Below are 24,908 nucleotides of genomic sequence, written 5' to 3'. Positions count from 1 at the left end.
GATCGGTCATTGCGGCAGTTTTGCTGCGTCAAAATCCGGGCCGGGCAAAAGCTCGACCCCCAAGGGACCCATGCGGACCTCGACCCCCGCAGCAATCAGGCTTTGCTTGAGCGCATCGACCGCCGAGAAGTCCTTGCTGGCCTTGGCCTCGGCACGCAGCGCGGTCATACGCTCGGCAAGGTCCGAAAGGTCAGGGCCAGAGGTAATCCAATCGCCCAGTTCATCGGTCAAAAGACCCAGCATCTGCGCCCCTGCCAGCAAGCCCGGGCCGTCGCCCCGACCTGCAAGCTCGTGCAAGGCCGCAATTGCCCCCGCGGTATTAAGGTCATCAGCAAGCGCGGCGATGACAGCGGGGGCCGGGCTGGGCGCGGGGTCGATCCCCGCGACAAGCCCGCGCCAGCGACGCAGAACTGCCTCGGCCTCGCGGGCCTTTTCGGCAGTCCAGTCCATCGGTTTGCGATAATGGGTCGACAGCAGGACAAAGCGGATCACCTCACCCGGGATGCCCTGATCCAGCAGATCGCGGACGGTAAAGAAATTGCCCAAGCTCTTGGACATTTTCCTGCCTTCGACCTGCAACATCTCATTATGCAGCCAGACACGGGCAAAATCGCCATGCGGATGGGCGCAGCAGCTTTGCGCGATCTCATTCTCATGATGGGGGAATTGCAGGTCGATCCCACCGGCATGGATGTCAAAGCTTTCCCCCAAAAGCTCATAGGACATGGCCGAGCATTCGATATGCCAGCCCGGCCGCCCACGTCCCCAGGGGCTGTCCCAGCCCGGCAGATCATCGTCCGACGGCTTCCACAGGACGAAATCCATCGGATCTTCTTTAAAGGGCGCGACCTCGACCCGTGCCCCGGCGATCATATCATCAACCGAGCGCCCCGAGAGCTGGCCGTAATCAGCAAAGCTGCGCACCCGGAACAGCACATGCCCGTCCCGCGCATAAGCATGACCGCCCTTGATCAGCGTCTCGATCATCAGGACCATCTCGCCGATGTAATCCGTCGCGCGCGGTTCATGATCCGGACGCAGTGCGCCAAGCGCGTCCATATCGGCGTGATACCAGCCGATTGTCTCATGCGTGCGCTCGCGGATCAGCTCTTCCAAAGTACCGGGCGCGCCAGCCTCTTTGCGAGCCAGAGCGGTCGCGTTGATCTTGTCATCAACATCGGTGAAGTTGCGCACATAGGTCACGTGATCCGTGCCATAAGCGTGGCGCAAAAGCCGCACCAGAACGTCGATCACCACCACCGGCCGGGCATTACCCAGATGCGCGCGGTCATAGACTGTCGGGCCGCACAGATACAGGCGCACATTCTGCGCATCTATAGGCCGAAAAAGCTCTTTTCGGCGTGTTCTGGTGTTCGTCAGCCTGATTTCGACCATGACTTCCCCTTTGCGGGCGTCGTCAGGTCACCATGAACCGCCCGCCTGAAATTTCAGCCGGTAATGGTGCAACGGATAGTGGCGGTTCCTGCCTTCATGCGCCCGCCTTAAACCATTGCCTTGCCTCTGCCAAGAGAGGCTGCAAAACTCATTTCATGAGCCGAGATCTGGTCAATGAAATCTGTGCCGCACAGCCCGGGGCCGAATGGTCCGACCCTTGGGGTGGCGGCCATGACTGCTGGAAGGTGGCGGGCAAGATCTTTGCCCTGACCGGTGCGGTCGGCACCCATGTTTCGGTCAAGACCGACAGTATCGAGGTTGCCGAATTCCTGATCGAGACCGGGGTCGCTGACCGGGCGCCCTATATGCACCGCAGCTGGGTGGCGATGCCGCTTGATTCGGCCCCAGATGAGCTGGCGCATCGCATCCGCCACTCGTACCGGTTGGTGCGGGGTGCACTGACCAAAAAGGTGCAGGCAAGCCTGCCCCCGTTGTAATCCCCGGAAATGAAAATGGCCGGCCCGAAGGGACCGGCCAGAGGCGGAGGGCGAGCGACTGCCCCCCTTTCCTGTCATTCCAGCAAGATCAGGCCGGAACCTGCGACGCGAGTTGCTGCAGCAGGCCGTCCATTTGCTTGCAGAGCGCCTCTTCGGTGGTGTTCTGTTCCTTGGCGGCGTCCGACAGCGAACGCTCGACACCCATGGCCGACACGGTGCCTTCTTTGCCTTTGGCTTCGGCGGCGTCGCCCTTGGCGGTGTCACCGGCCGGGATCATCGCCAGCAGTTTGGTCTGAACCTCGACAGCCTTGCCGTCGATATAGCCTTTTTCCTGGCAATAGCTCAGCACACCCAGCTGGTTGCGCGCGCTTTCATAAGCAGCACCGGCGTCCTGGCCCGGGATGGCAGCAGGTGCCTCCGGGGCGGCCGGGGCAGCTTCTTGCGCCAGCGCGATGCCAGCGGACAGGCCCAGGGCCAGAGCGGACACGGTTGCGAAACGTGCGATCATCTTGATCTCCGTTGGTTGTGTTGTGCCCAAGTTGTGGCACGCGCCGAAACCGGCCGCAAATCGCGTCGGCGGATTGCCGCTTTCAGAAAAAGAGATTCAGCGGAAAAGCACCAGAGACCCGGGGGACCAGCTCACATTCGCGCGGGTCCCGACATCCTGGACCTCGCGGCCAAAAACGTTTCGCATGGCGATTCGGACCGGGCGGGCCTTGCCGTCAAAGCTGCCAGATCCATCCAGACGGACGTCGTAATAGGTCATGTCCCCGTAATAGACGACCTCGTCGATCACCCCTTCGGCAACGCGATTTGCCCCCTGAGCCCCAGGGGCGATCAGAGACACCGCCTCGGGCCGGAACCCGACCGAAGGGCCCTCATCCCCCGGATCGGCACGGCTGACATTCGCCATGGGAATATCGACCCGCCCCAGTCCCGGGGCCTCGATCTGCACTGCATCGGCGGTTTCACCCAGCACCCGCGCCGGCAGAAAGTTCATCACCCCGATGAAATTCGCGACCCGGCGGCTGGTCGGACGGGCGTAAAGCGCCTCGGGCCCGTCAAGCTGGGCGATCTGGCCCTCGAACATGACGGCGATACGGTCAGACATGACCAGCGCCTCTTCCTGGTCATGGGTGACAAGGACAAAGGTGATGCCGACCTGACGCTGCAGCTTGATCAACTCGACCTGCATCTGCTCGCGCATCTTGCGATCCAGCGCCGAAAGCGGCTCGTCAAGCAGCAGCACCTTGGGCTTAAGGATCAGCGCCCGTGCCAGCGCCACCCGCTGACGCTGCCCGCCGGAAAGCGCGTGGCTCGCGCGCGCACCATATCCTTTCAGGCCGACCATCTCTAGCGCCTCTTCGACCGCAGCGGCCTTCTCAGTGCGCGAGCGGGGATCACGGCGCAGCCCGAAACCCACATTCTCGGCGACAGTCAGATGGGGAAAGATCGCATAGGACTGAAAGACCATGTTTGTCGGGCGGCGGTTTGCGGGCACGCCCTCCATGTCCTGCCCATCAATCAGCACCGCGCCTGAGGAAATATCCTCAAAACCCGCAATTGTGCGCAAAAGCGTGGTCTTGCCACAGCCCGAGGGGCCAAGCAGCGAAAAGAATTCGCCTGCACGAATGGTCAGGTCGATCCCCCGCAGCGCATGATAATCGCCATAATGTTTCTGCACCCCCCGGCATTCGATCATCGGCTTCGCGCCGGCTACAGAGGCGCGATGGGCGGTGGAGCTTTTCGGGGTGGTCACAGGAAGCCTCCGGTATCCTTGGCGCCGGTCCGGGCAATACCACGGCGGCGGAAATATTCGGCGATGGTCAGCAACACGACCGACAAAAGCACCAGGACCGTGCCCAGGGCCATGATCGCCGGAATCTGCTTGGGGAATCGCAGCTGGCTGAAGATATAGGTCGGCAGCGTCGGTTCATTCCCGGCGAGGAAAAAGGCGATGATGAATTCATCAAGGCTGATCGTAAAGCTCATCAGCAGCGATGAGATGATGCCCGGCATGACCAGCGGCAGGATCACCAGTCGAAAGGCGCTCCAGCGCGTCTCGCCAAGATCATAGGCCGCTTCTTCCAGCGAACGGTCAAGCGAGTTGAAGGCCGTCGACAAGATCACCGTCGCATAGGGCATGCAGATCAGCGTATGGCCGATAATGACCGTCAGCACGCTGAGCTTGACCCCAAGCGACAAGAGCACAACCAGAAGCGAGATCGAAACGATGATCTCGGGCAGGACCAGCGGCAGCATGATCAGGCCCATGATCGGCCCCTTGCCCGGGAACTCGAACCGGGTCGAGGCCCGCGCGGCAAAAATGCCAAGGCAGGTCGCAAGGACCGACGAGCTGACCGCGATGGTCAGCGAGTTGAACAGTGCGCGACGCAACGAGGCATTGCCCCACATCTGTGCGAACCATTCGGTCGTAATCCCGCGCAGCGGAAAAGCAATTACCGTACCCGAGTTAAAGGCAAAGATCGGCAACAGCAGGATCGGCGCATAAAGAAACAGCAGATAGATCAGCGCATAGGCGCGCAGGCCCCGGCCCTTCATTGCCGCACCTTCAGGAAACGCCAGTTCAGTGCAAGAAAGATCAGGCTGATCAGCGCGACAATCAGCATGGCCGTGACCGCCAGCGCCGAGCCAAGCGGCCGGTTGTCGAGATCAAGCATCTGCGCCTGGATCATATTGGCGATCATCGGGATCTTGCCCCCGCCGATCAGTGCCGGGGTGACGTAATCGCCGATGGTCGGGATAAAGACGATCAGCGACGCTGCCACCACCCCGGGCATCGCCAGCGGCAGGGTCACCCGCCAAAAGGTCATGGCCCGGCTTTCGCCAAGATCGCGCCCGGCCTCCAGCAACGAGCGGTCGATCTTTTCCAGCGCGATAAAGATCGGCAGGATCGCAAACGGGGCATAGGCATGCGCCAGCGTGATCACCATCGAATTGACGTTATAAAGGATAAAGGTCAGCGGCTGCTCAATGATCCCCAGCGTCTTGAGCCCCGAATTGATGACACCGTTATAACCAAGGATCACCTTCCACAGGAAAACCCGGATCAGGTAGCTGGTCCAGAACGGGATCGTGATCAGAAACAGCCACATCGACTTGCGTTGCGGCGCGACCACAAAGGACAGGAAATAGGCGACCGGAAAGGCAAGCACCACAGTGACCAGCGTCACCAGCGCCGCCACCACCAGCGAACGCAGCATGATGCGATGAAAGATCGGGTCCGCCCAGACGGTGCTGTAATTTTCCAGCGTAAATTCACGGATTACCGTCAGATAGCCATCCTTGAAAAAGGAATAAGCCAGAATGGTCAGCAGCGGCGCGGCCAGAACCAACACCGCATAGGCAAACGGAGGCGTAATCAGGGTAAGGCCCTGAGCCGTCTGAGATCGGTTTCCTGAGGCCATGCCCTGCCCTGTGAATCCCTGTCGTCCAGATTACAGGTTTCCATATCCGGACCGTCAGGAAAAGGGTTTTCCCATCGCCCGGGCACCTGTCTGGCCCTGTTTGAAATAACGCTCTTACCCTGCCTGAAAATGCGCCGCCACTTCACGCAGGTGCGGGCGGGCGCGATGTTCGACAAGATAAATCCCCTGCCAGATGCCAAGCTCCATCCGGCCGTGTGCGACCGGGACCTGCAAGCTGACTGGCAGGATCGCGGCCTTAAGATGGGCTGGCATATCATCCGGTCCCTCGGCACGATGCGTCAGATAATCCATTGAGGGATGATCGGCCGAAGGCGCGATACGCTCAAGCCAAGCCAGCAGATCGCGCTGAACATCGGGGTCGGCGTTCTCTTGAATAAGCAGTGAACATGAGGTGTGGCGTACGAACAGCGTCACCACCCCGTCCCCTGCCCCAAGCGCGCGCAGCCAGGCTGCGACCTTGGCAGTGAATTCATAGCAGGCCGGCCCGTGGGTGCGGATGGCAAAGCGGGTCGCGCTCATTCCGCCGCCTCGCCGGGTGCCTCGATCAGTGGCGCCGGGCCGTCATGGTCCAGCCCGATGCGTTTTTGGGTGCGCGCGCCCAATTCGCGCAGCATCTCGGCCTGACGGATGACGTTGCCGGGACCGCGCGTCAGCCGGTCCATGGCGGTGGCGTGGCTTTTCTGCGCCCGCTCCAGCGCCGCGCCGACCTCTTCGATCGAGGAAACGAACCCGTGCAGCTTGTCGTAAAGCTGACCGGCACGGGCGGCGATCTGCATGGCATTCGTTTCACGCCGCTCGACCGTCCAGATGTGATCAACGGTACGCAGGGTCAGCATCAGCGTCGTCGGCGTGGCCAGACCGACGCGGTTTTCCATCGCGTAACGCGCAAGATCCGGATCGACGCGCAACGCCTCAGAGAAAGCACCTTCGACCGGAATGAACATCAGCACATAATCAACCGAGCCCTGATCCAGCGCCTGATACCCCTTGGCCGCAAGGCTTGCGACATGGGTGCGGACGGCCGCGACATGGCGGCGCAAGGCAGCCTCGCGCGTCGGCATATCCTCAGTGTTCACCGCCTCTTCATAGGCATTGAGCGACACTTTGCTGTCGATCACCAACAGCTTTTTCTGCGGCATTTTTACGATTACGTCCGGCCGCCACAGCTTGCCATCGGCATCGCGGTGGCTGACCTGCGTTTCGTAATGAGTGCCGGCGATCAGACCTGAGTCCTCAAGGATCCGTTCAAGGATCATCTCACCCCAGGCACCACGCTTCTGGCTGTCACCCTTAAGCGCGCGGGTCAGCGCCACCGCCTCGCGCGAGATCTCTTCGGAACGTTTGTGCAGATATTCGATCTGTTCGCGCAGGCGGGCGCGTTCCTCGTCGGTGGCCTTGTTGCGGGCCTGAAGCTCGGTCTGGAACCGGTGCACCTGCTCGCGGAATGGGGTCAGCAGCGCCGACAGCTGTTCGCCATGCGTTTTTTGCATCTCACTACCCTGAGATTTCAGGGTCTCGGTCGCAAGCAGGCGAAACTGGCCGGTCATCTCTTCGCGCAACTCTCGCAGGGTGGCGATGTCACGTTCGGCCGCCTCACGGTCCTTTTGCGCAGCAAGCCGGGTTTCGGCCAATTCACGCTCCAGCCGCGCAATCGTCTGCCGTTCGCCATGCAGAGCGTCGATCAACTCATCCCGCTCTTCCATCAGCTCTTGCAGGCGCTGGCTCTGGACCTCGGTCTGCGCCTCAAACCGGCTGACAGCCTGAAGTTGCGTTCGCAATTCGCCCGATTCGGCCTCAATGCGTGCAAGCAATTCCGCCTCGCGCCGGGCAGCTTGCGCCGCCGCCTCATCCGCCGAACGTCTGGCCCGCCAAAGCGAAAAAAGCGCAAAGGCCAAAATGACCAGCACCCCGATCAGGAGCAGTCGCAAATTGCCTGCATCCGCCAGCCATGTCTGGATTTTTTCCGCCTCGCCCATCGGATGCCGTGCCTTTCCGGTGCGCGGTCATGCGCCGCTTGTCGGCGACTGTTCACCTTTTTCCCCAAGAATGCAAGTGTGGGACCCTCTTTCCACAGGGCGAATACGCTCCTAGCTTAGCCTGGAAAGGCACAAGAGGAGGTCGGGAATGGTCAAGTCCGTTGCCGTTATGGTTGGCTCGCTCCGCAAAGAGTCGCTCAACCACAAGCTGATGAAAGTCCTTGAGAAACTGGCCGAAGGCCGACTGCAATTCCATTTGCTGCATATCGGAGACCTGCCCCATTACAACGAGGATCTGTGGGCCGATCCGCCCCAGTCCGTGCTGCGCCTTAAGGACCGGGCCGAGCATTCGGACGCCGTGCTGGCGCTGACGCCGGAATACAACCGCACCTATCCGGGCGTCATCAAGAACGCGCTGGATTGGGGCACCCGGCCATACGGGCAGAATTCGTGGAAGGGCAAACCGGCGGCGGTGACCGGCACCTCACCCGGCGTGATCGGCGCAGCCATGGCGCAGGCACGGCTGAAAAGCGATATGGTTCATGTAGGCATGGTGATGATGAGCACCCCCGAGGCCTATATCCAATGGCATCCCGAAGCCTATGCCGCCGACGGCACCATCACCGACGAAAAGACAGACAAGTTCCTGCGCGGCTTTGTCGATTCCTTCGTGAACTGGATCGAAAAGCACGGCTGACCCGGACCAGAAACGCCAAAGGCCGCGCCCATGACAGGGCGCGGCCTTTTCCGTTGTCCTGACCGCTTACTGGTCGAGGAAGCTGCGCAGCTTGCGCGACCGGCTGGGGTGTTTGAGCTTGCGCAGAGCCTTGGCCTCGATCTGGCGGATCCGTTCGCGGGTCACGCTGAACTGTTGGCCGACCTCTTCCAGCGTGTGGTCGGTGTTCATACCGATACCGAAACGCATCCGCAAAACCCGTTCCTCACGCGGGGTCAGGCTGGCCAGAACCCGGGTCGTGGTCTCCTTGAGGTTTTCCTGAATGGCGGAATCCAGCGGCAGGACGGCGTTCTTGTCCTCGATGAAATCACCAAGCTGGCTGTCCTCTTCGTCCCCGATCGGAGTTTCAAGGCTGATTGGCTCTTTGGCGATTTTCATCACCTTGCGAACCTTTTCCAACGGCATCTGCAGCTTGTCGGCCAGTTCCTCGGGCGTGGGCTCGCGGCCGATCTCATGCAACATCTGGCGACCAGTGCGCACCAGCTTGTTGATCGTCTCGATCATATGCACCGGGATACGGATGGTGCGCGCCTGGTCCGCGATCGAGCGGGTGATTGCCTGCCGGATCCACCAGGTCGCATAGGTCGAGAACTTATAGCCGCGGCGATACTCGAACTTATCCACGGCCTTCATCAGACCGATGTTGCCTTCCTGAATAAGATCAAGGAATTGCAAGCCCCTGTTCGTGTATTTCTTGGCAATCGAGATCACCAGCCGCAGGTTCGCCTCGACCATTTCCTTTTTGGCCTGACGCGATTCCTTTTCGCCGCGCTGAACCTGCGAGACGATGCGGCGGAATTCCTCGATATCGACACCGACGTGCTGGCCGACCATGGCCATTTCGCCGCGCAGGTTTTCGACCTGAGTGCGGGATTTGTCGAACAGCGCCTGCCAGCCGCGGCCCTTGTTCTGCATCATGCGGTCAACCCAGGTCGGATCAAGTTCGCTGCCGCGATAAGCGTCGATGAACTCGCGCCGGTTGATACGCGCGGCATCGGCCAGTTTTACCATATTCGAGTCGATGGTCACGATCCGGCGGTTGATACCGTAGATCTGGTCAACCAGCGCCTCGATACGGTTATTGTGCAGGTGCAGCTCATTCACCAGCGCAACGATACGCGAGCGCAGCTCCTGATAGGCCGATTCCTGCGCGGCCGAGAAAGTCCCGTCCTCGTTCAGCGTCGCCGACATGCGGTTATCCTGCATGTGCGACAGCTCTTCATAGCCGCGGGCAATGGCTTCCAGCGTCTCAAGCACCTTGGGCTTCAGCGAAGCCTCCATGGCGGCAAGCGACAGGTTCTGACCGTCGTCCTCGTCCTCTTCGTCGTCGCTGCGGCTCATCGGGTTGCCGTCGGCGTCGAGCTCTTCTTCGTCGCGGGTGGCGGCAGTGCCGGCAGTACGCGTAGCGGTCGGAAGGACCTCTTCCTCTTCGCCCTCTTCATCCATCGAGCGGCCGAAGGTCGTCTCAAGATCAATCACGTCGCGCAGCAAGATCGCCTCTTCCAGAAGCTCTTGCCGCCACATGGTGATGGCCTTGAAGGTCAGCGGGCTTTCGCAAAGCCCGGCGATCATCGTATTGCGGCCAGCCTCGATCCGTTTGGCGATGGCGATCTCGCCCTCACGCGACAACAGCTCGACCGAGCCCATCTCGCGCAGATACATGCGCACCGGGTCGTCGGTCCGGTCCAGCTTTTCCGTCTCGGTCGTGGCGACGGCCAGCTCACGCGAGGTCGAGCCGGCAACGGTCAGCTCGCCGCCGGTCTCGGCCTCTTCGGCCTCTTCGTCGTTTTCGACCACGCGGATATCCATTTCGGACAGCATGGACATCACGTCCTCGATCTGGTCAGAACTGACCTGTTCGGGCGGCAGGACGGCGTTCAACTGGTCGTAGGTGATATAGCCGCGCTCACGCCCTTCGGCGATCATGCGCTTGACCGCGGCCTGCGACATGTCCAGCGAATGATCGTCATCCTTGGCGTCGGGCTTCTGGTCGTCGTCGTTGGCTGCCATGCTGGCTCCCTTGAAGCGGTGATTCGCGAATCAGCGAATCGGGATCGGCTGATCGGTCGGTCTTAGCCCGAATCGCGAGCGATTCAAAGCCCGCAGCCCGGAACCGGCCAAGTGATTCGGCGCAAGTGATTCGCGCCGGTCAGCGGCGCGGTTTGCGCCAGATCTCGTTTTTCAGCGCCGCATCGAGAATAGCCCGATAGGCGTCGCTGTCCTCGCCCAGATCCGAAAGGTCGGCCAGCGAAGGATGGTCGGCCTGCTGCCTTGCACGGGTGGATTGCGCCACGCGCCAGGTCAGCCCCTCATCTGCCAGCCCTTCGATCTCGGCCTCGGCGCGGGCGATTTCTTCGCGCACAGCACGCCGCGCCTCGATCCGGTCCAGGGCATTGGCAAGAATACCCGCAGCAGCATCGCCGTCATGCGGGCGCAGGATGGCTGGAGCCGTCTTCACATGGGGGTCGGCCATGATGCTTTCAAGGGCGCGCTGCCCCGCCTGCGATTGCGTGCCCGACAACAGATCATGTATCAGCGCAGCCCGGTCAGCATCTTGCGGCTCAAGCCGCTCAAGCCGGGATTCGACAGTACTGATCAGTTCGGGATGGGTTGCGCAGATAGCCAGCACCATTGCCTCGATCAGCCCTTCGGCGTCCTGCTCGTCCAGATCACCGGACGACAGGCGCGAAGCCCTGGTCGGAGGCGTCGGCGCCTCGGGCTGGAAACGGGCACCACGTCCGCGCCAATTATCACGCGGCGTGCGGGCCGTTTGCGCGGCATCGCGCCGGCGAGGGCCGAAAAGCTCCCATTTCAGGTTGCGCAGGACTGAATGGTAATGGTCGCGGGTATCCTTGTCCGGGATCCTGCCGACCGCCTCGGCCAAGGTCTTATCAAGTGCCGCGCGCCGTTCGGGACTGTCGAAAACCCGCCCCTCGGTCTCGCGCCGCCAAAGCAGATCGACCAGCGGTCGCGCCTCATCCAGAATGGCGGCCATGGCGCTGGCGCCCTTGGCGCGGATCAGGTCATCCGGGTCCAGCCCCTGCGGCAGAAAGGCAAAGCGCAGCGCCTGCCCCGGCCCCGTCATCGGCAGCGCCAGGTCAATCAGCCGTATCGCCGCGCGCAAGCCCGCCTCATCACCATCAAGGGCGATGACCGGCTCGGGCGAGATGCGCCACATCAGCCGCAACTGATCCTCGGTGATCGCGGTGCCCAGCGGGGCAACCGCACCCTCGAACCCTGCGCGGACCAGCGCGATGACATCCATATAACCTTCGGCCACGACCAGCGGCTTGCCCTTGGCCACCGCCGCCCGCGCCGGGCCGATGTTGTAAAGGTTGCGCCCTTTGTCAAACAGCGGCGTCTCGGGGCTGTTGAGGTATTTCGCCCGCGCATTTGGATCCATCGCCCGGCCGCCAAAGGCGATACAGCGCCCACGCCCGTCACGGATCGGAAAGGTGATGCGACCCCGGAAGCGGTCAAAAGGCGCGCCGCCATCATCAGGCTTGGCGGCAAGCCCGGCCTCAACAATCAGCTGTTCAGAAATCCCTTTTGAACGAAGGGCTTTGAAAAGCCCCTGTCGCTGGTCGGGGGCAAAGCCAATGCCAAAGCGTTCGCAGGCAGCCTCGTCAAGGCCGCGACGCGCCAGATAGGCACGGGCCGGTTCCGCTGTGCCGGTGCTTAGCTGCATGCGGAACCAGCGCGCCGCCTGCTCCATCACCTCGACCAGTTCGCTACGCCGGTCGGCACGCTGCACGGCGCGCTGGTCGCGTTCGGGCATGGGCAGGCCGGCCTCGGCGGCCAGGAATTCAACCGCTTCGATAAAGCCCATACCTTCGGCCTCGCGAAGAAAGGTCAGCGCGTCGCCTTTAGCATGGCAGCCAAAGCAGTAGTAAAAGCCCTTTTGATCATCGACGTGAAAGGACGGAGTCTTTTCGCCGTGGAACGGACAAGGTGCCCACCAGTCCCCCTTGGCCTGGTTCGAGCGACGCAGATCCCAGACGACCTTACGGCCGATCACGCGTGACAAAGGCACGCGGGCACGGATCTCATCGAGGAACTGGGGCGGCAGGCTCATGCCCTTCTATATCGGATCAGGACTGCCAATTGAAAAGGGGATTCGCACCCACGGCCCCGCGCACGAGGTCCCAATAGACCTCAACGACCCGTTCCTGATCCAGGCGCCCACCCTCACGATACCAGTTGGTCACGCCGGTCAGCATGGCGATCAGAGCCATGGTTGCCAGCCGCGTATCGGGCACCGTCATCACGCCTTCGGCCTCTCCGGCGATCAGGATCGCCTCAAGCGCATCCTCATAACGACGGCGCAAGGCGGCAATCTCGGCCCGGTTCCCGGGCGTCAGGTTGCGCAGCTCCATATAGGACAGGAACACAGCCTCGGGCCGCTCAAGACTGGTCTGGATATGAAAACGCAGAAAGGACTCGAGCCGCTCAAGCGCCGGCCGCGCGGGGTCGTCCTGCCAGGCGGCCAGCAGCTCTTCCATATGGACGCGCAGCAGATCAGCCAGCAGCGCCTGTTTGTCCGCCGTATAGGCGTAAAGCGCACCAACCTGCACCCCGACCCCGGCCGCGATCTGGCGCATCGAAACCGCAGCATAGCCATGGCGCGCAAACAGCCTGCGCGCCGTATCGCGGATCAAGGGTCCGGTAATCTCTGCCTTCGAGCCCTGCGTTCTTGCCATGCCGCCTTCTAGGCGGCGCGGGCCGCCAAGGAAAGAGCGCATCTTGCCCCTGCCGCCCCTGCGGGCCTATGGTCCCGCCCATGAATCGGCGGGGGTATGGGATGGTGCGGATCTGGGGCGCGCTTGCATTGGCGATGCTGGCAGGATGCGGCGATGGCGGGGACGACTATCCCAAGCTGATGCCCACGGATCAGGTGCTTGCCCCACCTGCCCTGCCCGGCCACGCCGCCGATGCTGCCCGCGACCCCACATCGGTCAGCGACGCGCTGAACGCGCGCAGTCAGGCCCTTGCCGGTCGCGCCGGGGTCACACCCGTTGCCAATGACGCCGATCTGCAACGCCGGGCCGACGCGCTGCGTGCACGCGCCCGCGCTTTGTCGCAGCAATCGCTTTCCGCCGACTGCCCCGAGGGCAGCCCCAATTGCCCGCCGAACTAAGGAGAGCCCGATGCCGGTCATCACCTGCATAGATGATCTTAAGGCCATCTACCGCCGCCGCGTACCGCGGATGTTCTACGATTACGCGGAAAGCGGCAGCTATACCGAAGGCACCTTCCGCGAGAACTCGGCGGATTTTCAGCGCATCAGACTGCGCCAGCGCGTCGCGGTGGACATGACCGGACGAACCACCGAAAGCACCATGGCCGGGCAAAAGGTTGCCATGCCTGTGGCCCTTGCCCCGGTCGGGATGACCGGCATGCAAAGCGCCGATGGCGAGATCAAGGCGGCGCGTGCAGCCAAGGCTTTTGGTGTGCCCTTCACGCTTTCCACGATGTCGATCTGTTCGCTCGAAGATGTGGCCGAGGCGATCCGGGCCCCCTTCTGGTTTCAGCTTTATGTCATGCGCGACCAGGAGTTCCTTGAGGCGATTATCGAACGGGCCAGACGCGCCAATTGCTCGGCGCTGGTTCTGACGCTGGACCTTCAGATCCTCGGCCAGCGGCACAAAGATCTTAAGAACGGCCTTTCTGCCCCACCGCGCCTGACCCTGCCGGTCATGCTGGATCTCGCGACGAAATGGCGCTGGGGGCTTGAGATGCTGCGCACCAAGCGGCGTTTCTTTGGCAATATCGTCGGCCATGCCAAGGGCGTGGGCGATCCGTCCTCTCTCGTTGCCTGGACGGCCGAACAGTTCGACCCACAGCTTGATTGGGACAAGATCGCGCGCATCCGCGACCTCTGGGGCGGCAAGCTGATCCTTAAGGGGATCAATGACCCCGAGGACGCCCGTATGGCCGCCGGTTTCGGGGCCGATGCAATCATCATCAGCAACCACGGCGGGCGGCAACTTGACGGTGCGGTCAGTTCCATCCGGATGCTGCCCGAGATCGTCAAGGCGGTCGGTGACCAGATCGAGATCCATCTCGACAGCGGCATCCGCTCGGGTCAGGACGTGCTCAAGGCGCTGGCATTGGGGGCCCATGCCACCTATATCGGGCGCGCCTTTATCTATGGGCTGGGCGCCATGGGCGAGGCAGGCGTCACCGCCGCGCTTGAGGTCATCCGCAAGGAACTGGACGTAACCATGGCCCTTTGCGGCGAGCGTGACGTCAAAAACCTTGGCCGCCACAATCTGCTGATCCCGCAAGAGTTCCTGCAGCCCTGGGCCTAGGACGCCGGTTCAAGGTGCCGGGTTGGCGTGGACATGTTCACCCTGTTCAGGCCGCCCGCCCTTTTCAAAACCGCGGATCGGCAAACGCCTCAGCACCAGTGCTGCCAGAGCCGGCAGGCCAACGGCAAAGGCCATCAGCCCGGCCAGCCCCTGCACCCCCAGCGCATGGGCAAGATGCAACGCCAGCACATGCATGAAATAGATCATCGCCGAAATCGGATCGAGCCGGATCGGAGGGCGCGGCATCGCCGTTCCCAGCACTGCCAGAAACAGTGCTGGCGCCGCGATATATGAGGTGACCGGAATATCCAGCATCACCTGATCGCTGCGCCATGCCTGCACAAACCACGCCTCTGCCATCAAAAGCGCCGCCCCGACACCGGTCAGCGCCAGTACCAGCCAACGCGGCGGCAGTCCCTGCATCCCCAGCCGCGCAACCCTGCGGCCGCAAAGACAGCCTATCGCGACAAAGGGAAAGCACATGAAAAGACCGTTCGAGAACTTCTTGACCCCGATCTGGGCGATGCCCGACAAGGCGATATATTGCAGTGTGACCCCGATCACAGCGCAAATCGCCGCCGCCGCCATAAGCAGCCGGTATTCCCGCGCGGGCGCAATCCGTCGCGCAAAGCTGCAGACCAGCAGGACCACCATCCCGGCAACCAGAATGCCGGCCATGAACCATAGGTGGAAATAACCCCAGACCAGGGTCTTGATCAGCGAGACAGGCCCGTGCACCTCGTTCAGCCAGAAAGGCAGATATACCGCCATCCAGAACAGATAAAGCATTCCCACACGGTACAGCCACTTGCGGCCCTTGCCCCTTTCCACTGCCGAGTAAAGAAAATAGCCGGCGATGATGCAAAAGGTCGGAACCATGACGCGCATCAGACCGTTGCCGATCATGAACAGCCCTGGCGTCATATTGGTCTGTAACCAATAGGTATGCGCAAAGGCGACCAGCACCGCCAGCGCAAGCTTGAGGTAGTCAAGCGAATAGATACGATGCAACTCGAAAGGCCCCGACCTGTATCGAGAAATGCTCTGCAACCATCAGAGCCTATCTGACAAGCATTTTTCACCTAACATGCGAACGATTTTTCACTTCACTTCCCGCTGACACCGCGCTATAGGCCCGTCCTCGGCCATGCACCCTTGGAGGATGGCCGCCATTTGTAGCACAAGGATACCAACCATGGCCAAAGAGATCCCGAATCTGGTGGCCGAGGCACGCACGGGGACAGGCAAGGGGGCCGCCCGTCAAGCTCGCCGCGAAGGCAAGGTGCCCGGCATCGTTTATGGCGACGGCAAAGAGCCGCAGCCGATCGCCCTTGAATTCAACTACCTGTTGACCAAGCTGCGCGCCGGTCGCTTCATGTCCACGCTGTGGAACCTGAAAGTCGAAGGCCAGGAAGACGTCCGCGTCGTCTGCCGCGGCGTTCAGCGCGATGTGGTCAAGGACCTGCCGACGCATATCGACTTCATGCGCGTGCACCGCAACACCCGGGTGAACCTGTTCATCAACGTACATTTTGAAAACCACGAGCAGGCCCCTGGCCTGAAGCGTGGCGGTACGCTGGTCGTGGTGCGCCCCGAGGTCGAACTGATGGTGACCGCCTCGGATATCCCCGAGCAGATCACAGTTGACCTGACCGGCCGCGAAATCGGTGAATCGATCCACATCAACGACGTGCAACTGCCGCGCGGTGTGAAGCCGACCATCGACCGCAACTTTGTCATCGCCAATATCGCGGCTCCTTCGGGCCTGCGCTCCAGCGACAACGAAGAAGCTGCCGAGGAAGAGGCTACCGAGGCCTGATCGCCGGCAAGGCATCGAAACTGATCGGGCGGCTCCCCCTGCGGGTGCCGCCCTTTCTCTTGCCGTTTTGGCGCGCCATTGTTAGGACAACGCGCCTGAGGCAAAGGGGACAAGCATGGAACCGATCCACATCATTGGCGCGGGCCTTGCCGGGTCCGAGGCCGCCTGGCAAATCACCCGCGCAGGTGTTCCGGTGGTGCTGCACGAGATGCGGCCCGAGGTTGCAACATTCGCGCATCGTACCGGCGATTGCGCTGAAATGGTATGCTCGAACAGCTTCCGCTCGGACGATGATCGCATGAATGCCGTGGGCCAGTTGCATTGGGAAATGCGCGCGGCAGACGGGCTGATCATGCAAATGGCCGCCCGTCACCGCCTGCCTGCTGGCGGCGCCCTGGCCGTCGACCGCGACGCATTCTCACAGGCTGTAACGCAGGCTCTGCGCAACGAGCCTCTGGTTTCTTTCCAGCCCGGTGAGATCCGCGAATTGCCGACCGAGGGTCGCTGGATCATCGCGACCGGCCCGCTGACCTCGGCCGCGCTTGGCCAGTCGATCCGGGCGCTGACCGGCGAGGGTTCGCTCGCCTTTTTCGACGCCATTGCTCCGATCGTCCATGCCGACAGCATCGACATGTCGATCTGCTGGCGCCAAAGCCGCTACGACAAGGGCGACACCGAGGAAGAGCGTACCGCCTATATCAACTGCCCGATGACGCGCGAGGATTACGACGGCTTCATCGACGCCCTGCTCGCCGCCGAAAAGACAGAGTTTCATGAGGGTGAGACCGGCTCTTCGCCCGACCCCACGCCTTATTTCGACGGCTGTCTGCCCATTGAGGTCATGGCCGAGCGTGGCCGGGACACGTTGCGTCATGGCCCGATGAAGCCGGTCGGGCTGACCAATGCACACCGGCCTGAAGAAAAGCCCTATGCCGTCGTACAGTTGCGCCGCGACAATGCATTGGGAACGCTTTATAATATCGTCGGCTTTCAGACGAAAATGAAGTATGGTGCGCAAGTCGATGTTTTCAGGCGCATTCCCGGATTGCAGAACGCCAGCTTTGCCCGACTTGGCGGCATCCATCGCAACACTTTCCTGAACTCGCCTCGTCTGATCGACGACCGGCTGCGGCTGCGTTCGCATCCGAACCTTCGCTTTGCCGGTCAGGTCACCGGGGTCGAAGGCTATGTTGAAAGCGCCGCCATGGGCCTGCTTGCTGGTCGCATGGCGGCTGCCGAGGCACTGGGTCGCGACCTGCCTCCGCCCCCCGCCACAACCTCGATGGGGGCGCTGGTTAACCACATCACAGGCGGAGCGGACGCCAAGACCTTCCAGCCGATGAACGTGAACTTTGGCCTATACCCTCCGCTTGAAGAGATGCGCGGTGGCCGCAAAGGGCGCAAGGATCGCTATCCGGCCTATACAGACCGAGCAAAAGCCGATTTCAACCAATGGCTTGCAGGACAGGTTTGAAACGCACGCGCTTTGCCCCCTCTCCGACGGGCCCGCTGCATCTGGGCCATGCCTTCGCGGCGCTGACAGCTGCGAAACTGGCCGACCCGGGTGAGTTTCTGCTGCGTATCGAGGACATCGACCAATCGCGCTGTCGCCCGGAATACGAGGCTTTGATCGTCGAAGATCTACACTGGCTAGGCCTTGACTGGCCCCAGCCCGTAATGCGCCAATCCGAACGGCTGTCCGCCTATCAGGCAGCGCTGGACCGACTGGCTGCGCTGGGGCTTATCTATCCTTGCCGTTGCCGGCGTGCCGATATTCGCGCCGCGCTTTCCGCACCGCAAGAAGGCGCCGAACCGGTGATCGGCCCAGACGGCCCGGTCTATCCCGGCACCTGCCGCCATCGAAACATGGCTGAAATGGGACCGGACGACGCAATCCGCCTGAACGCCGCCCGCGCCTTTGACTATCTCGACCTCGAAGAAATCGTGTTTCTGGATGAAAATATCGCCCCCGGCCTGCCACATCGGCTGGCAGCGCAGGACTTTATCTCCGGCGTCGGGGATGTGGTTCTTGCACGACGTGGCATGGGGACAAGCTATCACCTTGCCGTTGTGGTCGATGACGCCGCACAAGAAATCACGCTGGTGACACGCGGAAAAGATTTATTAGATTCAACATTGATACATGTATTACTTCAGAAATTGCTTGAGCTTCCGACGCCGCGTTATCACCACCACCGGCTGATCCGGGATGAACACGGCAAGCGCCTGGCAAAGCGCGACGATGCCCGTGCACTAAAGCTTTATCGCGACGACGGCGTTTCTGCTGCCGAGATCCGTCAACTGCTGGGATTCTGAGGTTCCATAATGATCACCTCATCCCCGCCCCGGATCGCGGTGTAAAAGCAGCTTTGCCGGTTCGTGTGGCAGGCAGGGCCGGTCTGATCGACAAGCACCAACAGGCAATCCCGATCACAATCAACCCGCAGCTCGACCAGCTTTTGGACGTGGCCGGAGCTTTCGCCCTTAATCCAGAACGCCTGACGGGAACGCGACCAATAAGTGACCTTGCCCGTGCCAAGTGTCTGCGCGACCGCTTCGGCATTCATCCAGGCCATCATCAGCACCTCGCCCGTGTGATGATCCTGCGCGATGGCCGGAATCAGACTATCGGCGTCATATTTCAGGCTGGCGGGGTCGAACATCAGCTTTCCTTTCGGCTGCACCGCACCTATCTAGACCCAGTAATCGAAAGGGAAAAGACCATGTCCGACAGTGACCTGATGCAGCTTTACTCGCGGCGCATCCTGGCGCTCGCCTCGGACATCCCGCATCTGGGCAAGCTCGGCAACCCGACGGGCAGCGCGCATCGTCGGTCGCCTCAATGCGGCTCGTCGGTCACCGCCCATGTGGTGATGCAAGACGGCCGCATCGTTGATTTTTCCCAAGAGGTGCGGGCCTGTGCGCTGGGTCAGGCATCGGCCGGGGTGCTGGGGCGCACCGCGCTTGGCCGTTCGCGGGATGAGATCGCCCGGGCCCGCGACGAGCTGCAGGCAATGTTGAAAACTGATGGCCCTGCCCCCGCTGCACCTTTTGATGAGCTTGAGACGCTGCTGCCCGCGCGGGAATTCCCTAACCGCCACGCCTCCATTCTGCTGGCGTGGGAGGCTCTTTTGGGTGCGATCGACGCATCGCCTGCCTGAGAACCCGTCCCGCAAAAAGAAAAGCCGGTCCGCAGGGGACCGGCAGTTGCGCGCATGATCGACCGAGGGGAAGGTTGCAGCCCCAGGCGAAGGGCCGCCGATTGCGCGGGGCAGTGAAAGTCAGAAATCAGGCTGCCAGAATCGAAGGCAGCGAGAACAGAATGATTGCCGTCACCGAGATGGCGACCGTGCCGAGCAAGTCAGAGAGGGATTCGCGGGTCATGGGGCTCTCCACAGTTCGTTTACCGTTTGTTCTCATGATGCGAGAACAAAGTAAAGAACTTTTTAAGAACATCTGGAGAACGCTATCCTGAGTTGATCAACCGTATGGCGCGATCCTGCTCCATCAGCCACAAAAGAAGGCGAACAGCGCGTCCTCTCTCGCTTGCCATTTCGGGGTCTCGCTCAAGAAAACTTTGTGCGTCCTTGCGGGCCAGGGCCATCAGGCCCGACTGCCGCTCAAGGTCGGCGATGCGGAATCGTGGCAGACCCGATTGCGCCGTACCGATCACATCGCCCGCCCCGCGCATCGCCAGATCCTCCTCGGCGATGCGGAAACCGTCCTCAGTCTCGCGCAGGATCGAAAGGCGCCGCCGCCCCGTTTCGGAAAGCGGCTCGTGATACATCAGAAGGCAACTCGACGCGCCCGAACCACGCCCGACACGGCCACGCAACTGGTGCAATTGCGCCAGCCCAAAACTTTCTGCGCGCTCGATCACCATGATCGTTGCCTCGGGGACATCGACGCCGACTTCGATCACCGTGGTCGCGACAAGGATGTTCGCCCGGCCGGCGGCGAAGTCAGCCATTGCGGTGTCACGCTCATCCGCAGGCATCTGACCGTGAATCAGTCGGACCTGTTCGCCGAAACGGGCACGCAGTTCCTGAAAACGCGCCTCGGCGGCGGTCAGGCTGACAGCCTCACTTTCCTCGACCAAGGGGCAAACCCAATAGGCCCGTGCCCCGGCCGAGATCGCCCGGGCCAGATGTTCCACCACTTCGCCCATCCGGGAATCGGGGATCACCGTAGTCCGGATCGGCTGGCGACCAGCGGGCTTTTCATCAAGCACCGACAGATCCATATCGCCGAACTGCGCCAACGCCAGCGAACGCGGGATCGGCGTAGCCGTCATCACCAGCATATCAGGTGGTAAATGTCCGCCTTTAGCCACCAGCTCCATACGCTGATTGACGCCAAACCGATGCTGTTCATCGACAACAGCCAGCCGCAGATCGCGGAATTCGACAGTTTTCTGGATCACCGCATGGGTGCCGACGAGGATGTCGATACGCCCCTCTGCCAGATCGGTCAGGATATTCGTGCGCGCATCACCCTTATCCCGGCCCGTCAATGCCTCAAGCCGGATGCCTGCCAGCCGCGCCAAAGGTTCAAGCGCCCTGAAATGCTGACGTGCAAGGATTTCGGTCGGGGCCATCAGCACGCCCTGCCCGCCTGCCTCGACCGCGATCAGCAGCGCCAGAAAGGCGACGAGCGTTTTCCCCGCGCCAACATCGCCTTGCAGTAACCGGTTCATTCGCCGCGGCGAAGCCAGGTCGGCGGCGATCTCTTCGACCGCGCGGCGCTGCGCGTCTGTCGGCGGCCATGGCAGCCCCGCCAGCACCTTGTCGCGCAAATCTCCGCTGCCTTGCGTCACCTGCCCAGCCTGCCTGCGCCGGTCACGACGCAACAGCGCAAGCGTCATCTGATGTGCGAAAAGTTCATCATAGGCCAGCCGCGCACGCGCCGGATCGGTGGAGGACAGGTTGGCCGGCCCTGTCGGAGCATGGGCACGGTGCAGCGCCTCGGCCCAGCCCGGCCAACCCTCGCGCGCGACAAGGGCCGGGTCGATCCATTCTTCCGCTTCGGGCAGGCGGGTCAGTGCCACCTGCGCTGCCTTGTGCACGACCCCCTGGGTCAGCCGGCCCGACAAGGGGTAGACCGGTTCAAAATCCGGGGGCGGCTCTGACCCCTCGGGGCCAATATGGTCGGGATGGACCATCTGCGGCATGCCGTCGAACAGCTCGATCTTGCCCGAGACAAGCCGCCTTTCGCCCACCGGCAGCTGGCTTTCAATCCAGCCCTTGCGAGGGTGAAAGAAAACCAGCTGCAAATCCGTCCGGCCATCACTGCAGTGCACACGCCAGGGCCGTCCCTTTGCGGTTGGCTGGCTGTGACGCTGAACGGTGATCGTGACCGTGACAATCTCGGGGGGGATCGCATCGGCCAGATGGGTAATGCGCCGACGGCGGATACCCGAATGCGGCAGGTTCAGGATCAGATCGCGCAGCCGCGTCACGCCCATTTGGGCAAAGGCCTCGGCCGCGCGCGGGCCAACGCCCGGCAACGTCTCAACGCCCGCGAACAAGGGAAACAGTACCGGCGGGCGGCCCGGCGTTACCCCTGGGCGAGCGTCAGCCATTCGTCCTCATCAATGACCTTGATGCCCAGTTCAGCGGCCTTTCTCGCCTTGGAGCCTGCACCCGGGCCGGCAATCAGCAGATCCGTCTTGGCCGAAACCGAGCCCGCAACATGGGCGCCAAGCGCCTCGGCCCGCGCTTTGGCCTCAGCCCGTGTCATCTTTTCAAGCGTGCCGGTAAAGACCAGCGTCTTGCCAGCGATGGCAGTGCCGGTGGCGCGCGCCTCGGGCGGCAGGATCGAACTTAACTGCGCGATCAGCCGATCAATAGCCGCCCGTTCGCGTTCATTGGCAAAGGCATCCGACAGCGACATGGCAAGGACCGGACCGATACCATCGGCAGCAATAAGGTCGGCCCAGGCGTTCGCGGCCTCGGGCGAAAGTTCGCTCCGGGCAAGAGCCGCCCCCCGCGCCTCGGCCAGCCGGGCGCGACGGCCCTCGGCCTGCGCAGCCTCACGTTCCGCCTGTGCGGCATCCTCGGCAGCGCGATGGGCAATAGCGGCAGGGCGGGCGATGTCCAACGCAGTCTTAAGCGCATCCCAGCTGCCATAGTGGCGGGCCAGATCCTGCGCCGCGACCTCACCAACATGCCGGATCCCCAGCGCAAAAAGCAGGCGGGCCAGCGAAATCTCGCGCCGCTTTTCGATCGCCTCGAAAAGCTTGCTGGCGCTGGTTTCGCCCCAGCCCTTTACCTCGGCCAGCCGACAGGACGACAGCCTATCAAGAGCCTCGGGCAGATCATCGGATCCCTCGATCTCGACACCAAGCGGGCTCAGAAGTTCACGATAATCGGCGAGCAGGGTTTCGGCGCGTTCGATCCTGCTCTCAATCGCAAGAAAGGCGTGGGCATGGTCAGCAAGCATCTTGCGCCCCGCAGCATCACGGGCATGAAGCGTGAAGATATCGGCCGGCTCTGCAACCCAGTTCAGGCGATAGAACACCTCGATCTGCCGGGCGCCCAGACCCTCGATATCAAAGGCGGCGCGTGAAACGAAATGGCGCAGTTTTTCGACTGCCTGCGCCGGACAAATCAACCCACCGGTGCAACGCCGAACGGCATCGCCCTCTTCACGAATGGCTGGAGAGCCGCATTCAGGACAGGTGGTCGGAAAGACGTAAGGCGCGGAATCACCCGGGCGTTTGCTCAGATCCACATCGGCAACTTTGGGGATGACATCGCCAGCCCGATAAACTTCGACCCAGTCGCCGACACGAATATCCTTACCACCCCTGATCTCGCTGCCGTCAGCGCCACGCCCGGCGATGTAATCCTCGTTATGCAGCGTCGCGTTCGAAACCACGACACCACCCACTGTCACCGGATTCAGCCGCGCCACCGGGCTGAGCGCGCCGGTACGCCCGACCTGAATGTCAATGGCCTCAAGCCGCGTCCAGGCGCGTTCGGCAGGAAATTTATGCGCAAGCGCCCACCGCGGTGTCGTCGAGCGCATGCCAAGCCGTGCCTGATAGGCAAGATCATTAACCTTATAGACCACACCGTCGATGTCATAGCCAAGGGTCGAGCGCATCTGCTCGATCTCGGCCCAGGCAGCCAACAGATCCTGCACCGAGTTACAGATGCGTGTCAGTGGATTGGTCTGGAACCCGAAATCCCGCATCCTCTGCACCGCCCCCATCTGGCTACGGGCAAAGGGCGCGCTGACCTCGCCCCAGGCATAGGCAAAAAACCGCAAGGGGCGTGAGGCGGTCACCGCTGCGTCAAGCTGGCGCAGCGAACCCGCCGCAGCATTTCGTGGATTGGCAAAGACACGCCCGTTGTCGGATCGGTTCAGCTGTTCGAAATCCGTATGCGACATGTAGACCTCGCCACGGATCTCAAGAACCTCTGGATAGCCGTCACCAGCAAGGTGTTTCGGAATATCGCTGATCGTAAGGGCGTTAGCCGTCACATTTTCGCCTATGGCGCCATCGCCACGGGTTGCGGCCTGCACCAGTTTTCCACCTTCGTAACGCAAGGACAACGACAGGCCGTCAATCTTGGGCTCGGCGGTAAACTCCAGCGGCACATCCGGCGCAAGGTTAAGAAATGACCGTAGCCGATTAACGAATGCCTCGACATCCTCATGACTGAAGCCGTTTTCCAAAGACAGCATCGGCAGGCGATGTGGAACCTTGGCAAAGCGCTGGTCAGGGGCTGCACCCACCTGGGCGGTCGGGCTTTCTGCATGGGAAAGCTCAGGAAAGCGGGCCTCGATCTCTTCCAGCCGACGCTTTGAGAGATCGTATTCAGCGTCGCTGATAAAGGGCGCGTCCTTTTGGTGATAGGCCAGATTGGCGCGCGAGACCTCATCGCTTAGCCGAGCATGCTCTGCGGCAGCCGCCTTGGCATCAAGACTGGCAACAGGCGGAAGATCAGCTTGTGAGGTGGCTGCCTCTGCCATGCCGGTGTGATTCTCGCCCGTTTCACCCATCTGCGTTCCACCTTCCTGCCGGGCCTATGGCCCCGTTGTCCAGAGACAGGTGATACCGGGGCGAAGGTCGAGTTGTCCAGAACAAGGCCGGACAGGCGGTCACACGCCGGAAGGAGTCCGGCGTAGCAACCTTGGACCGACGCAGCCCTTATCCGGCCAATCAGGCCTCAAGGGCCAGCCGCTCGGCATTCGGCACCGGAATGACCGGATCGCGCAGAACATACCCCCGCCCCCAGACCGTCTCGATATGGCTTTCACCATTCATTGCTGCAGCAAGCTTTTTGCGCAACTTGCAGACAAACACATCTATGATCTTCAGCTCAGGCTCGTCCATGCCGCCGTAGAGATGGTTGAGAAACGTATAGAAACGCCAATGGAATCAATGATGTTGGTTGAAAAAATGGGCGGGACAAAACGTGATCGAATCGGGAATCTTGAAACGCCCCACCACAGAGGGCTGACAGCATGAGCAGCCTGAAACTTTCCGAGCAAATTCGCGTCGGGCTGGCTATCGGAGGTCAGATCACGCTCAGCCGAGAAGCGGCAGTTGCGCTGATCAAGGTGGTTGAAGATCTGGAACAGCACCCCCGTCGAATAAACCTGCTCATGGCAGATATGTCGGCTCGCCAGCGGCGCTTGGAAGAACGGAATGAGCTGCTGATCCGCGACCTGTTCCTGATTGCGTTCTGGACCTGTCGCGTATTTGTGCCGCCCC

At 61.8% G+C, this 24,908-nt stretch carries 23 protein-coding genes and 1 pseudogene; 9 read left to right on the top strand and 15 right to left on the bottom strand.

The genetic code is table 11. The features are described 5' to 3' along the window. Positions 1 to 6 precede the first annotated feature (6 nt). Positions 7 to 1,395 carry a cysteine--tRNA ligase gene (gene cysS, locus PARACOCCUSGL_RS0107480; RefSeq protein WP_010394815.1) on the bottom strand — a complete coding sequence of 463 codons (1,389 nt, stop codon included), beginning with the start codon at positions 1,393 to 1,395 and terminating at the stop codon, positions 7 to 9. Between the two features lie 155 nt (positions 1,396 to 1,550). Here cysS and PARACOCCUSGL_RS0107475 point away from each other — a divergent pair, with 155 nt between their 5' ends. Further along, positions 1,551 to 1,892, top strand: coding sequence for an MmcQ/YjbR family DNA-binding protein (locus PARACOCCUSGL_RS0107475; protein WP_010394813.1), 342 nt, complete (start codon positions 1,551 to 1,553; stop codon positions 1,890 to 1,892). 88 nt (positions 1,893 to 1,980) lie between these two features. Here PARACOCCUSGL_RS0107475 and PARACOCCUSGL_RS0107470 read toward each other — a convergent pair whose 3' ends face one another. The 6 genes from PARACOCCUSGL_RS0107470 to rmuC all read right to left on the bottom strand — a co-directional run bounded on the left by PARACOCCUSGL_RS0107470 (position 1,981) and on the right by rmuC (position 7,317). Further along, positions 1,981 to 2,400, bottom strand: a complete 420-nt coding sequence (locus PARACOCCUSGL_RS0107470) for a pore-forming ESAT-6 family protein (protein WP_010394812.1) — start codon at positions 2,398 to 2,400, stop codon at positions 1,981 to 1,983. 96 nt (positions 2,401 to 2,496) lie between these two features. Beyond that, positions 2,497 to 3,594 carry an ABC transporter ATP-binding protein gene (locus PARACOCCUSGL_RS0107465; protein WP_029371751.1) on the bottom strand — a complete coding sequence of 366 codons (1,098 nt, stop codon included), beginning with the start codon at positions 3,592 to 3,594 and terminating at the stop codon, positions 2,497 to 2,499. 53 nt (positions 3,595 to 3,647) lie between these two features. Then, a complete protein-coding gene (locus PARACOCCUSGL_RS0107460; protein ID WP_010394807.1) occupies positions 3,648 to 4,454 on the bottom strand; it encodes an ABC transporter permease in 807 nt (268 codons plus the stop codon). Beyond that, positions 4,451 to 5,320, bottom strand: coding sequence for an ABC transporter permease (locus tag PARACOCCUSGL_RS0107455; protein WP_010394805.1), 870 nt, complete (start codon positions 5,318 to 5,320; stop codon positions 4,451 to 4,453). Before PARACOCCUSGL_RS0107455 ends, PARACOCCUSGL_RS0107460 begins: the two co-directional genes overlap by 4 nt. 114 nt (positions 5,321 to 5,434) lie before the next feature. After that, the gene (locus PARACOCCUSGL_RS0107450) at positions 5,435 to 5,860 is read right to left on the bottom strand and encodes a secondary thiamine-phosphate synthase enzyme YjbQ (RefSeq protein WP_010394803.1); all 426 of its coding nucleotides are present in this window, start codon (positions 5,858 to 5,860) and stop codon (positions 5,435 to 5,437) included. Next, positions 5,857 to 7,317: a DNA recombination protein RmuC gene (gene rmuC / locus PARACOCCUSGL_RS0107445; RefSeq protein ID WP_010394801.1), complete on the bottom strand. Its 1,461-nt coding sequence runs from the start codon at positions 7,315 to 7,317 to the stop codon at positions 5,857 to 5,859. Before rmuC ends, PARACOCCUSGL_RS0107450 begins: the two co-directional genes overlap by 4 nt. A gap of 148 nt (positions 7,318 to 7,465) precedes the next feature. On the opposite strand from rmuC, the gene PARACOCCUSGL_RS0107440 reads away from it, so the two are divergent. Beyond that, on the top strand, positions 7,466 to 8,014 hold the full coding sequence (locus PARACOCCUSGL_RS0107440) for an NADPH-dependent FMN reductase (protein WP_010394799.1): 549 nt from the start codon (positions 7,466 to 7,468) through the stop codon (positions 8,012 to 8,014). A gap of 66 nt (positions 8,015 to 8,080) precedes the next feature. On the opposite strand, the gene rpoD is transcribed toward PARACOCCUSGL_RS0107440, so the two are convergent. The 3 genes from rpoD to PARACOCCUSGL_RS0107425 all read right to left on the bottom strand — a co-directional run bounded on the left by rpoD (position 8,081) and on the right by PARACOCCUSGL_RS0107425 (position 12,753). Then, complete coding sequence (gene rpoD / locus PARACOCCUSGL_RS0107435; RefSeq protein WP_010394797.1) at positions 8,081 to 10,063, bottom strand: RNA polymerase sigma factor RpoD; 1,983 nt, start codon at positions 10,061 to 10,063, stop codon at positions 8,081 to 8,083. 139 nt (positions 10,064 to 10,202) lie between these two features. Continuing rightward, positions 10,203 to 12,128 (bottom strand): DNA primase, encoded by a 1,926-nt coding sequence (gene dnaG / locus PARACOCCUSGL_RS0107430; protein WP_010394795.1) that lies wholly within the window; start codon positions 12,126 to 12,128, stop codon positions 10,203 to 10,205. Between the two features lie 16 nt (positions 12,129 to 12,144). Then, positions 12,145 to 12,753, bottom strand: a complete 609-nt coding sequence (locus PARACOCCUSGL_RS0107425) for a TetR/AcrR family transcriptional regulator (protein WP_010394793.1) — start codon at positions 12,751 to 12,753, stop codon at positions 12,145 to 12,147. A gap of 101 nt (positions 12,754 to 12,854) precedes the next feature. Between PARACOCCUSGL_RS0107425 and PARACOCCUSGL_RS0107420 the strand changes: the two genes are divergently transcribed. Then, positions 12,855 to 13,190: a hypothetical protein gene (locus tag PARACOCCUSGL_RS0107420; RefSeq protein ID WP_010394790.1), complete on the top strand. Its 336-nt coding sequence runs from the start codon at positions 12,855 to 12,857 to the stop codon at positions 13,188 to 13,190. Between the two features lie 10 nt (positions 13,191 to 13,200). Further along, positions 13,201 to 14,364 (top strand): alpha-hydroxy acid oxidase, encoded by a 1,164-nt coding sequence (locus tag PARACOCCUSGL_RS0107415; RefSeq protein ID WP_010394788.1) that lies wholly within the window; start codon positions 13,201 to 13,203, stop codon positions 14,362 to 14,364. Positions 14,365 to 14,373: 9 nt separating this feature from the next. On the opposite strand, the gene PARACOCCUSGL_RS0107410 is transcribed toward PARACOCCUSGL_RS0107415, so the two are convergent. After that, on the bottom strand, positions 14,374 to 15,375 hold the full coding sequence (locus tag PARACOCCUSGL_RS0107410; protein ID WP_010394786.1) for an acyltransferase family protein: 1,002 nt from the start codon (positions 15,373 to 15,375) through the stop codon (positions 14,374 to 14,376). Positions 15,376 to 15,559: 184 nt separating this feature from the next. On the opposite strand from PARACOCCUSGL_RS0107410, the gene PARACOCCUSGL_RS0107400 reads away from it, so the two are divergent. The 3 genes from PARACOCCUSGL_RS0107400 to gluQRS all read left to right on the top strand — a co-directional run bounded on the left by PARACOCCUSGL_RS0107400 (position 15,560) and on the right by gluQRS (position 18,499). Continuing rightward, positions 15,560 to 16,183: a 50S ribosomal protein L25/general stress protein Ctc gene (locus PARACOCCUSGL_RS0107400; RefSeq protein ID WP_010394783.1), complete on the top strand. Its 624-nt coding sequence runs from the start codon at positions 15,560 to 15,562 to the stop codon at positions 16,181 to 16,183. Positions 16,184 to 16,298: 115 nt separating this feature from the next. After that, positions 16,299 to 17,657 carry a methylenetetrahydrofolate--tRNA-(uracil(54)-C(5))-methyltransferase (FADH(2)-oxidizing) TrmFO gene (gene trmFO, locus PARACOCCUSGL_RS0107395; protein WP_010394780.1) on the top strand — a complete coding sequence of 453 codons (1,359 nt, stop codon included), beginning with the start codon at positions 16,299 to 16,301 and terminating at the stop codon, positions 17,655 to 17,657. Next, on the top strand, positions 17,654 to 18,499 hold the full coding sequence (gene gluQRS, locus PARACOCCUSGL_RS0107390) for a tRNA glutamyl-Q(34) synthetase GluQRS (protein ID WP_010394778.1): 846 nt from the start codon (positions 17,654 to 17,656) through the stop codon (positions 18,497 to 18,499). Before trmFO ends, gluQRS begins: the two co-directional genes overlap by 4 nt. On the opposite strand, the gene hisI is transcribed toward gluQRS, so the two are convergent. After that, a complete protein-coding gene (gene hisI, locus PARACOCCUSGL_RS0107385) occupies positions 18,481 to 18,849 on the bottom strand; it encodes a phosphoribosyl-AMP cyclohydrolase (RefSeq protein WP_029371747.1) in 369 nt (122 codons plus the stop codon). The genes gluQRS and hisI overlap by 19 nt on opposite strands. Positions 18,850 to 18,906: 57 nt before the next feature. On the opposite strand from hisI, the gene PARACOCCUSGL_RS0107380 reads away from it, so the two are divergent. Next, positions 18,907 to 19,344 carry an iron-sulfur cluster assembly scaffold protein gene (locus tag PARACOCCUSGL_RS0107380; RefSeq protein ID WP_010394774.1) on the top strand — a complete coding sequence of 146 codons (438 nt, stop codon included), beginning with the start codon at positions 18,907 to 18,909 and terminating at the stop codon, positions 19,342 to 19,344. 305 nt (positions 19,345 to 19,649) lie between these two features. Here the strand turns inward: PARACOCCUSGL_RS0107380 and recG are convergent, their stop codons facing one another. The 3 genes and pseudogenes from recG to PARACOCCUSGL_RS0107360 all read right to left on the bottom strand — a co-directional run. Next, entirely contained in the window at positions 19,650 to 21,764 is a 2,115-nt protein-coding gene (gene recG, locus PARACOCCUSGL_RS0107370; RefSeq protein WP_029371802.1) for an ATP-dependent DNA helicase RecG, read from the bottom strand. After that, positions 21,740 to 24,193: an NAD-dependent DNA ligase LigA gene (ligA, locus tag PARACOCCUSGL_RS0107365; protein WP_010394767.1), complete on the bottom strand. Its 2,454-nt coding sequence runs from the start codon at positions 24,191 to 24,193 to the stop codon at positions 21,740 to 21,742. The genes recG and ligA overlap by 25 nt, the downstream gene beginning before the upstream one ends. 160 nt (positions 24,194 to 24,353) lie before the next feature. Then, positions 24,354 to 24,551: pseudogene (locus PARACOCCUSGL_RS0107360) on the bottom strand (helix-turn-helix domain-containing protein); the annotation flags it as partial. 107 nt (positions 24,552 to 24,658) lie between these two features. Here PARACOCCUSGL_RS0107360 and PARACOCCUSGL_RS20395 point away from each other — a divergent pair. After that, the coding region (locus PARACOCCUSGL_RS20395; RefSeq protein ID WP_010394763.1) for a hypothetical protein at positions 24,659 to 24,908 on the top strand (250 nt) is incomplete at its 3' end.

Origin of the sequence: Paracoccus sp. TRP, assembly GCF_000185925.1 — a bacterium.
In the GTDB taxonomy this organism is placed as follows: domain Bacteria; phylum Pseudomonadota; class Alphaproteobacteria; order Rhodobacterales; family Rhodobacteraceae; genus Paracoccus; species Paracoccus kondratievae.
Note: the sequence above shows the minus strand (reverse complement) of the source record. Positions and strands in the feature narration are given on the sequence as shown.

Excerpts from the sequence above, each read along its gene's own strand:
- cysS (WP_010394815.1), bottom strand. The coding sequence starts at position 1,395 with ATGGTCGAAATCAGGCTGACGAACACCAGAACACGCCGAAAAGAGCTT.
- PARACOCCUSGL_RS0107475 (WP_010394813.1), top strand. The coding sequence starts at position 1,551 with ATGAGCCGAGATCTGGTCAATGAAATCTGTGCCGCACAGCCCGGGGCC.
- PARACOCCUSGL_RS0107470 (WP_010394812.1), bottom strand. The coding sequence starts at position 2,400 with ATGATCGCACGTTTCGCAACCGTGTCCGCTCTGGCCCTGGGCCTGTCC.
- PARACOCCUSGL_RS0107465 (WP_029371751.1), bottom strand. The coding sequence starts at position 3,594 with ATGATCGAATGCCGGGGGGTGCAGAAACATTATGGCGATTATCATGCG.
- PARACOCCUSGL_RS0107460 (WP_010394807.1), bottom strand. The coding sequence starts at position 4,454 with ATGAAGGGCCGGGGCCTGCGCGCCTATGCGCTGATCTATCTGCTGTTT.
- PARACOCCUSGL_RS0107455 (WP_010394805.1), bottom strand. The coding sequence starts at position 5,320 with ATGGCCTCAGGAAACCGATCTCAGACGGCTCAGGGCCTTACCCTGATT.
- PARACOCCUSGL_RS0107450 (WP_010394803.1), bottom strand. The coding sequence starts at position 5,860 with ATGAGCGCGACCCGCTTTGCCATCCGCACCCACGGGCCGGCCTGCTAT.
- rmuC (WP_010394801.1), bottom strand. The coding sequence starts at position 7,317 with ATGGGCGAGGCGGAAAAAATCCAGACATGGCTGGCGGATGCAGGCAAT.
- PARACOCCUSGL_RS0107440 (WP_010394799.1), top strand. The coding sequence starts at position 7,466 with ATGGTCAAGTCCGTTGCCGTTATGGTTGGCTCGCTCCGCAAAGAGTCG.
- rpoD (WP_010394797.1), bottom strand. The coding sequence starts at position 10,063 with ATGGCAGCCAACGACGACGACCAGAAGCCCGACGCCAAGGATGACGAT.
- dnaG (WP_010394795.1), bottom strand. The coding sequence starts at position 12,128 with ATGAGCCTGCCGCCCCAGTTCCTCGATGAGATCCGTGCCCGCGTGCCT.
- PARACOCCUSGL_RS0107425 (WP_010394793.1), bottom strand. The coding sequence starts at position 12,753 with ATGGCAAGAACGCAGGGCTCGAAGGCAGAGATTACCGGACCCTTGATC.
- PARACOCCUSGL_RS0107420 (WP_010394790.1), top strand. The coding sequence starts at position 12,855 with ATGGTGCGGATCTGGGGCGCGCTTGCATTGGCGATGCTGGCAGGATGC.
- PARACOCCUSGL_RS0107415 (WP_010394788.1), top strand. The coding sequence starts at position 13,201 with ATGCCGGTCATCACCTGCATAGATGATCTTAAGGCCATCTACCGCCGC.
- PARACOCCUSGL_RS0107400 (WP_010394783.1), top strand. The coding sequence starts at position 15,560 with ATGGCCAAAGAGATCCCGAATCTGGTGGCCGAGGCACGCACGGGGACA.
- trmFO (WP_010394780.1), top strand. The coding sequence starts at position 16,299 with ATGGAACCGATCCACATCATTGGCGCGGGCCTTGCCGGGTCCGAGGCC.
- PARACOCCUSGL_RS0107380 (WP_010394774.1), top strand. The coding sequence starts at position 18,907 with ATGTCCGACAGTGACCTGATGCAGCTTTACTCGCGGCGCATCCTGGCG.
- recG (WP_029371802.1), bottom strand. The coding sequence starts at position 21,764 with ATGGCTGACGCTCGCCCAGGGGTAACGCCGGGCCGCCCGCCGGTACTG.
- ligA (WP_010394767.1), bottom strand. The coding sequence starts at position 24,193 with ATGGGTGAAACGGGCGAGAATCACACCGGCATGGCAGAGGCAGCCACC.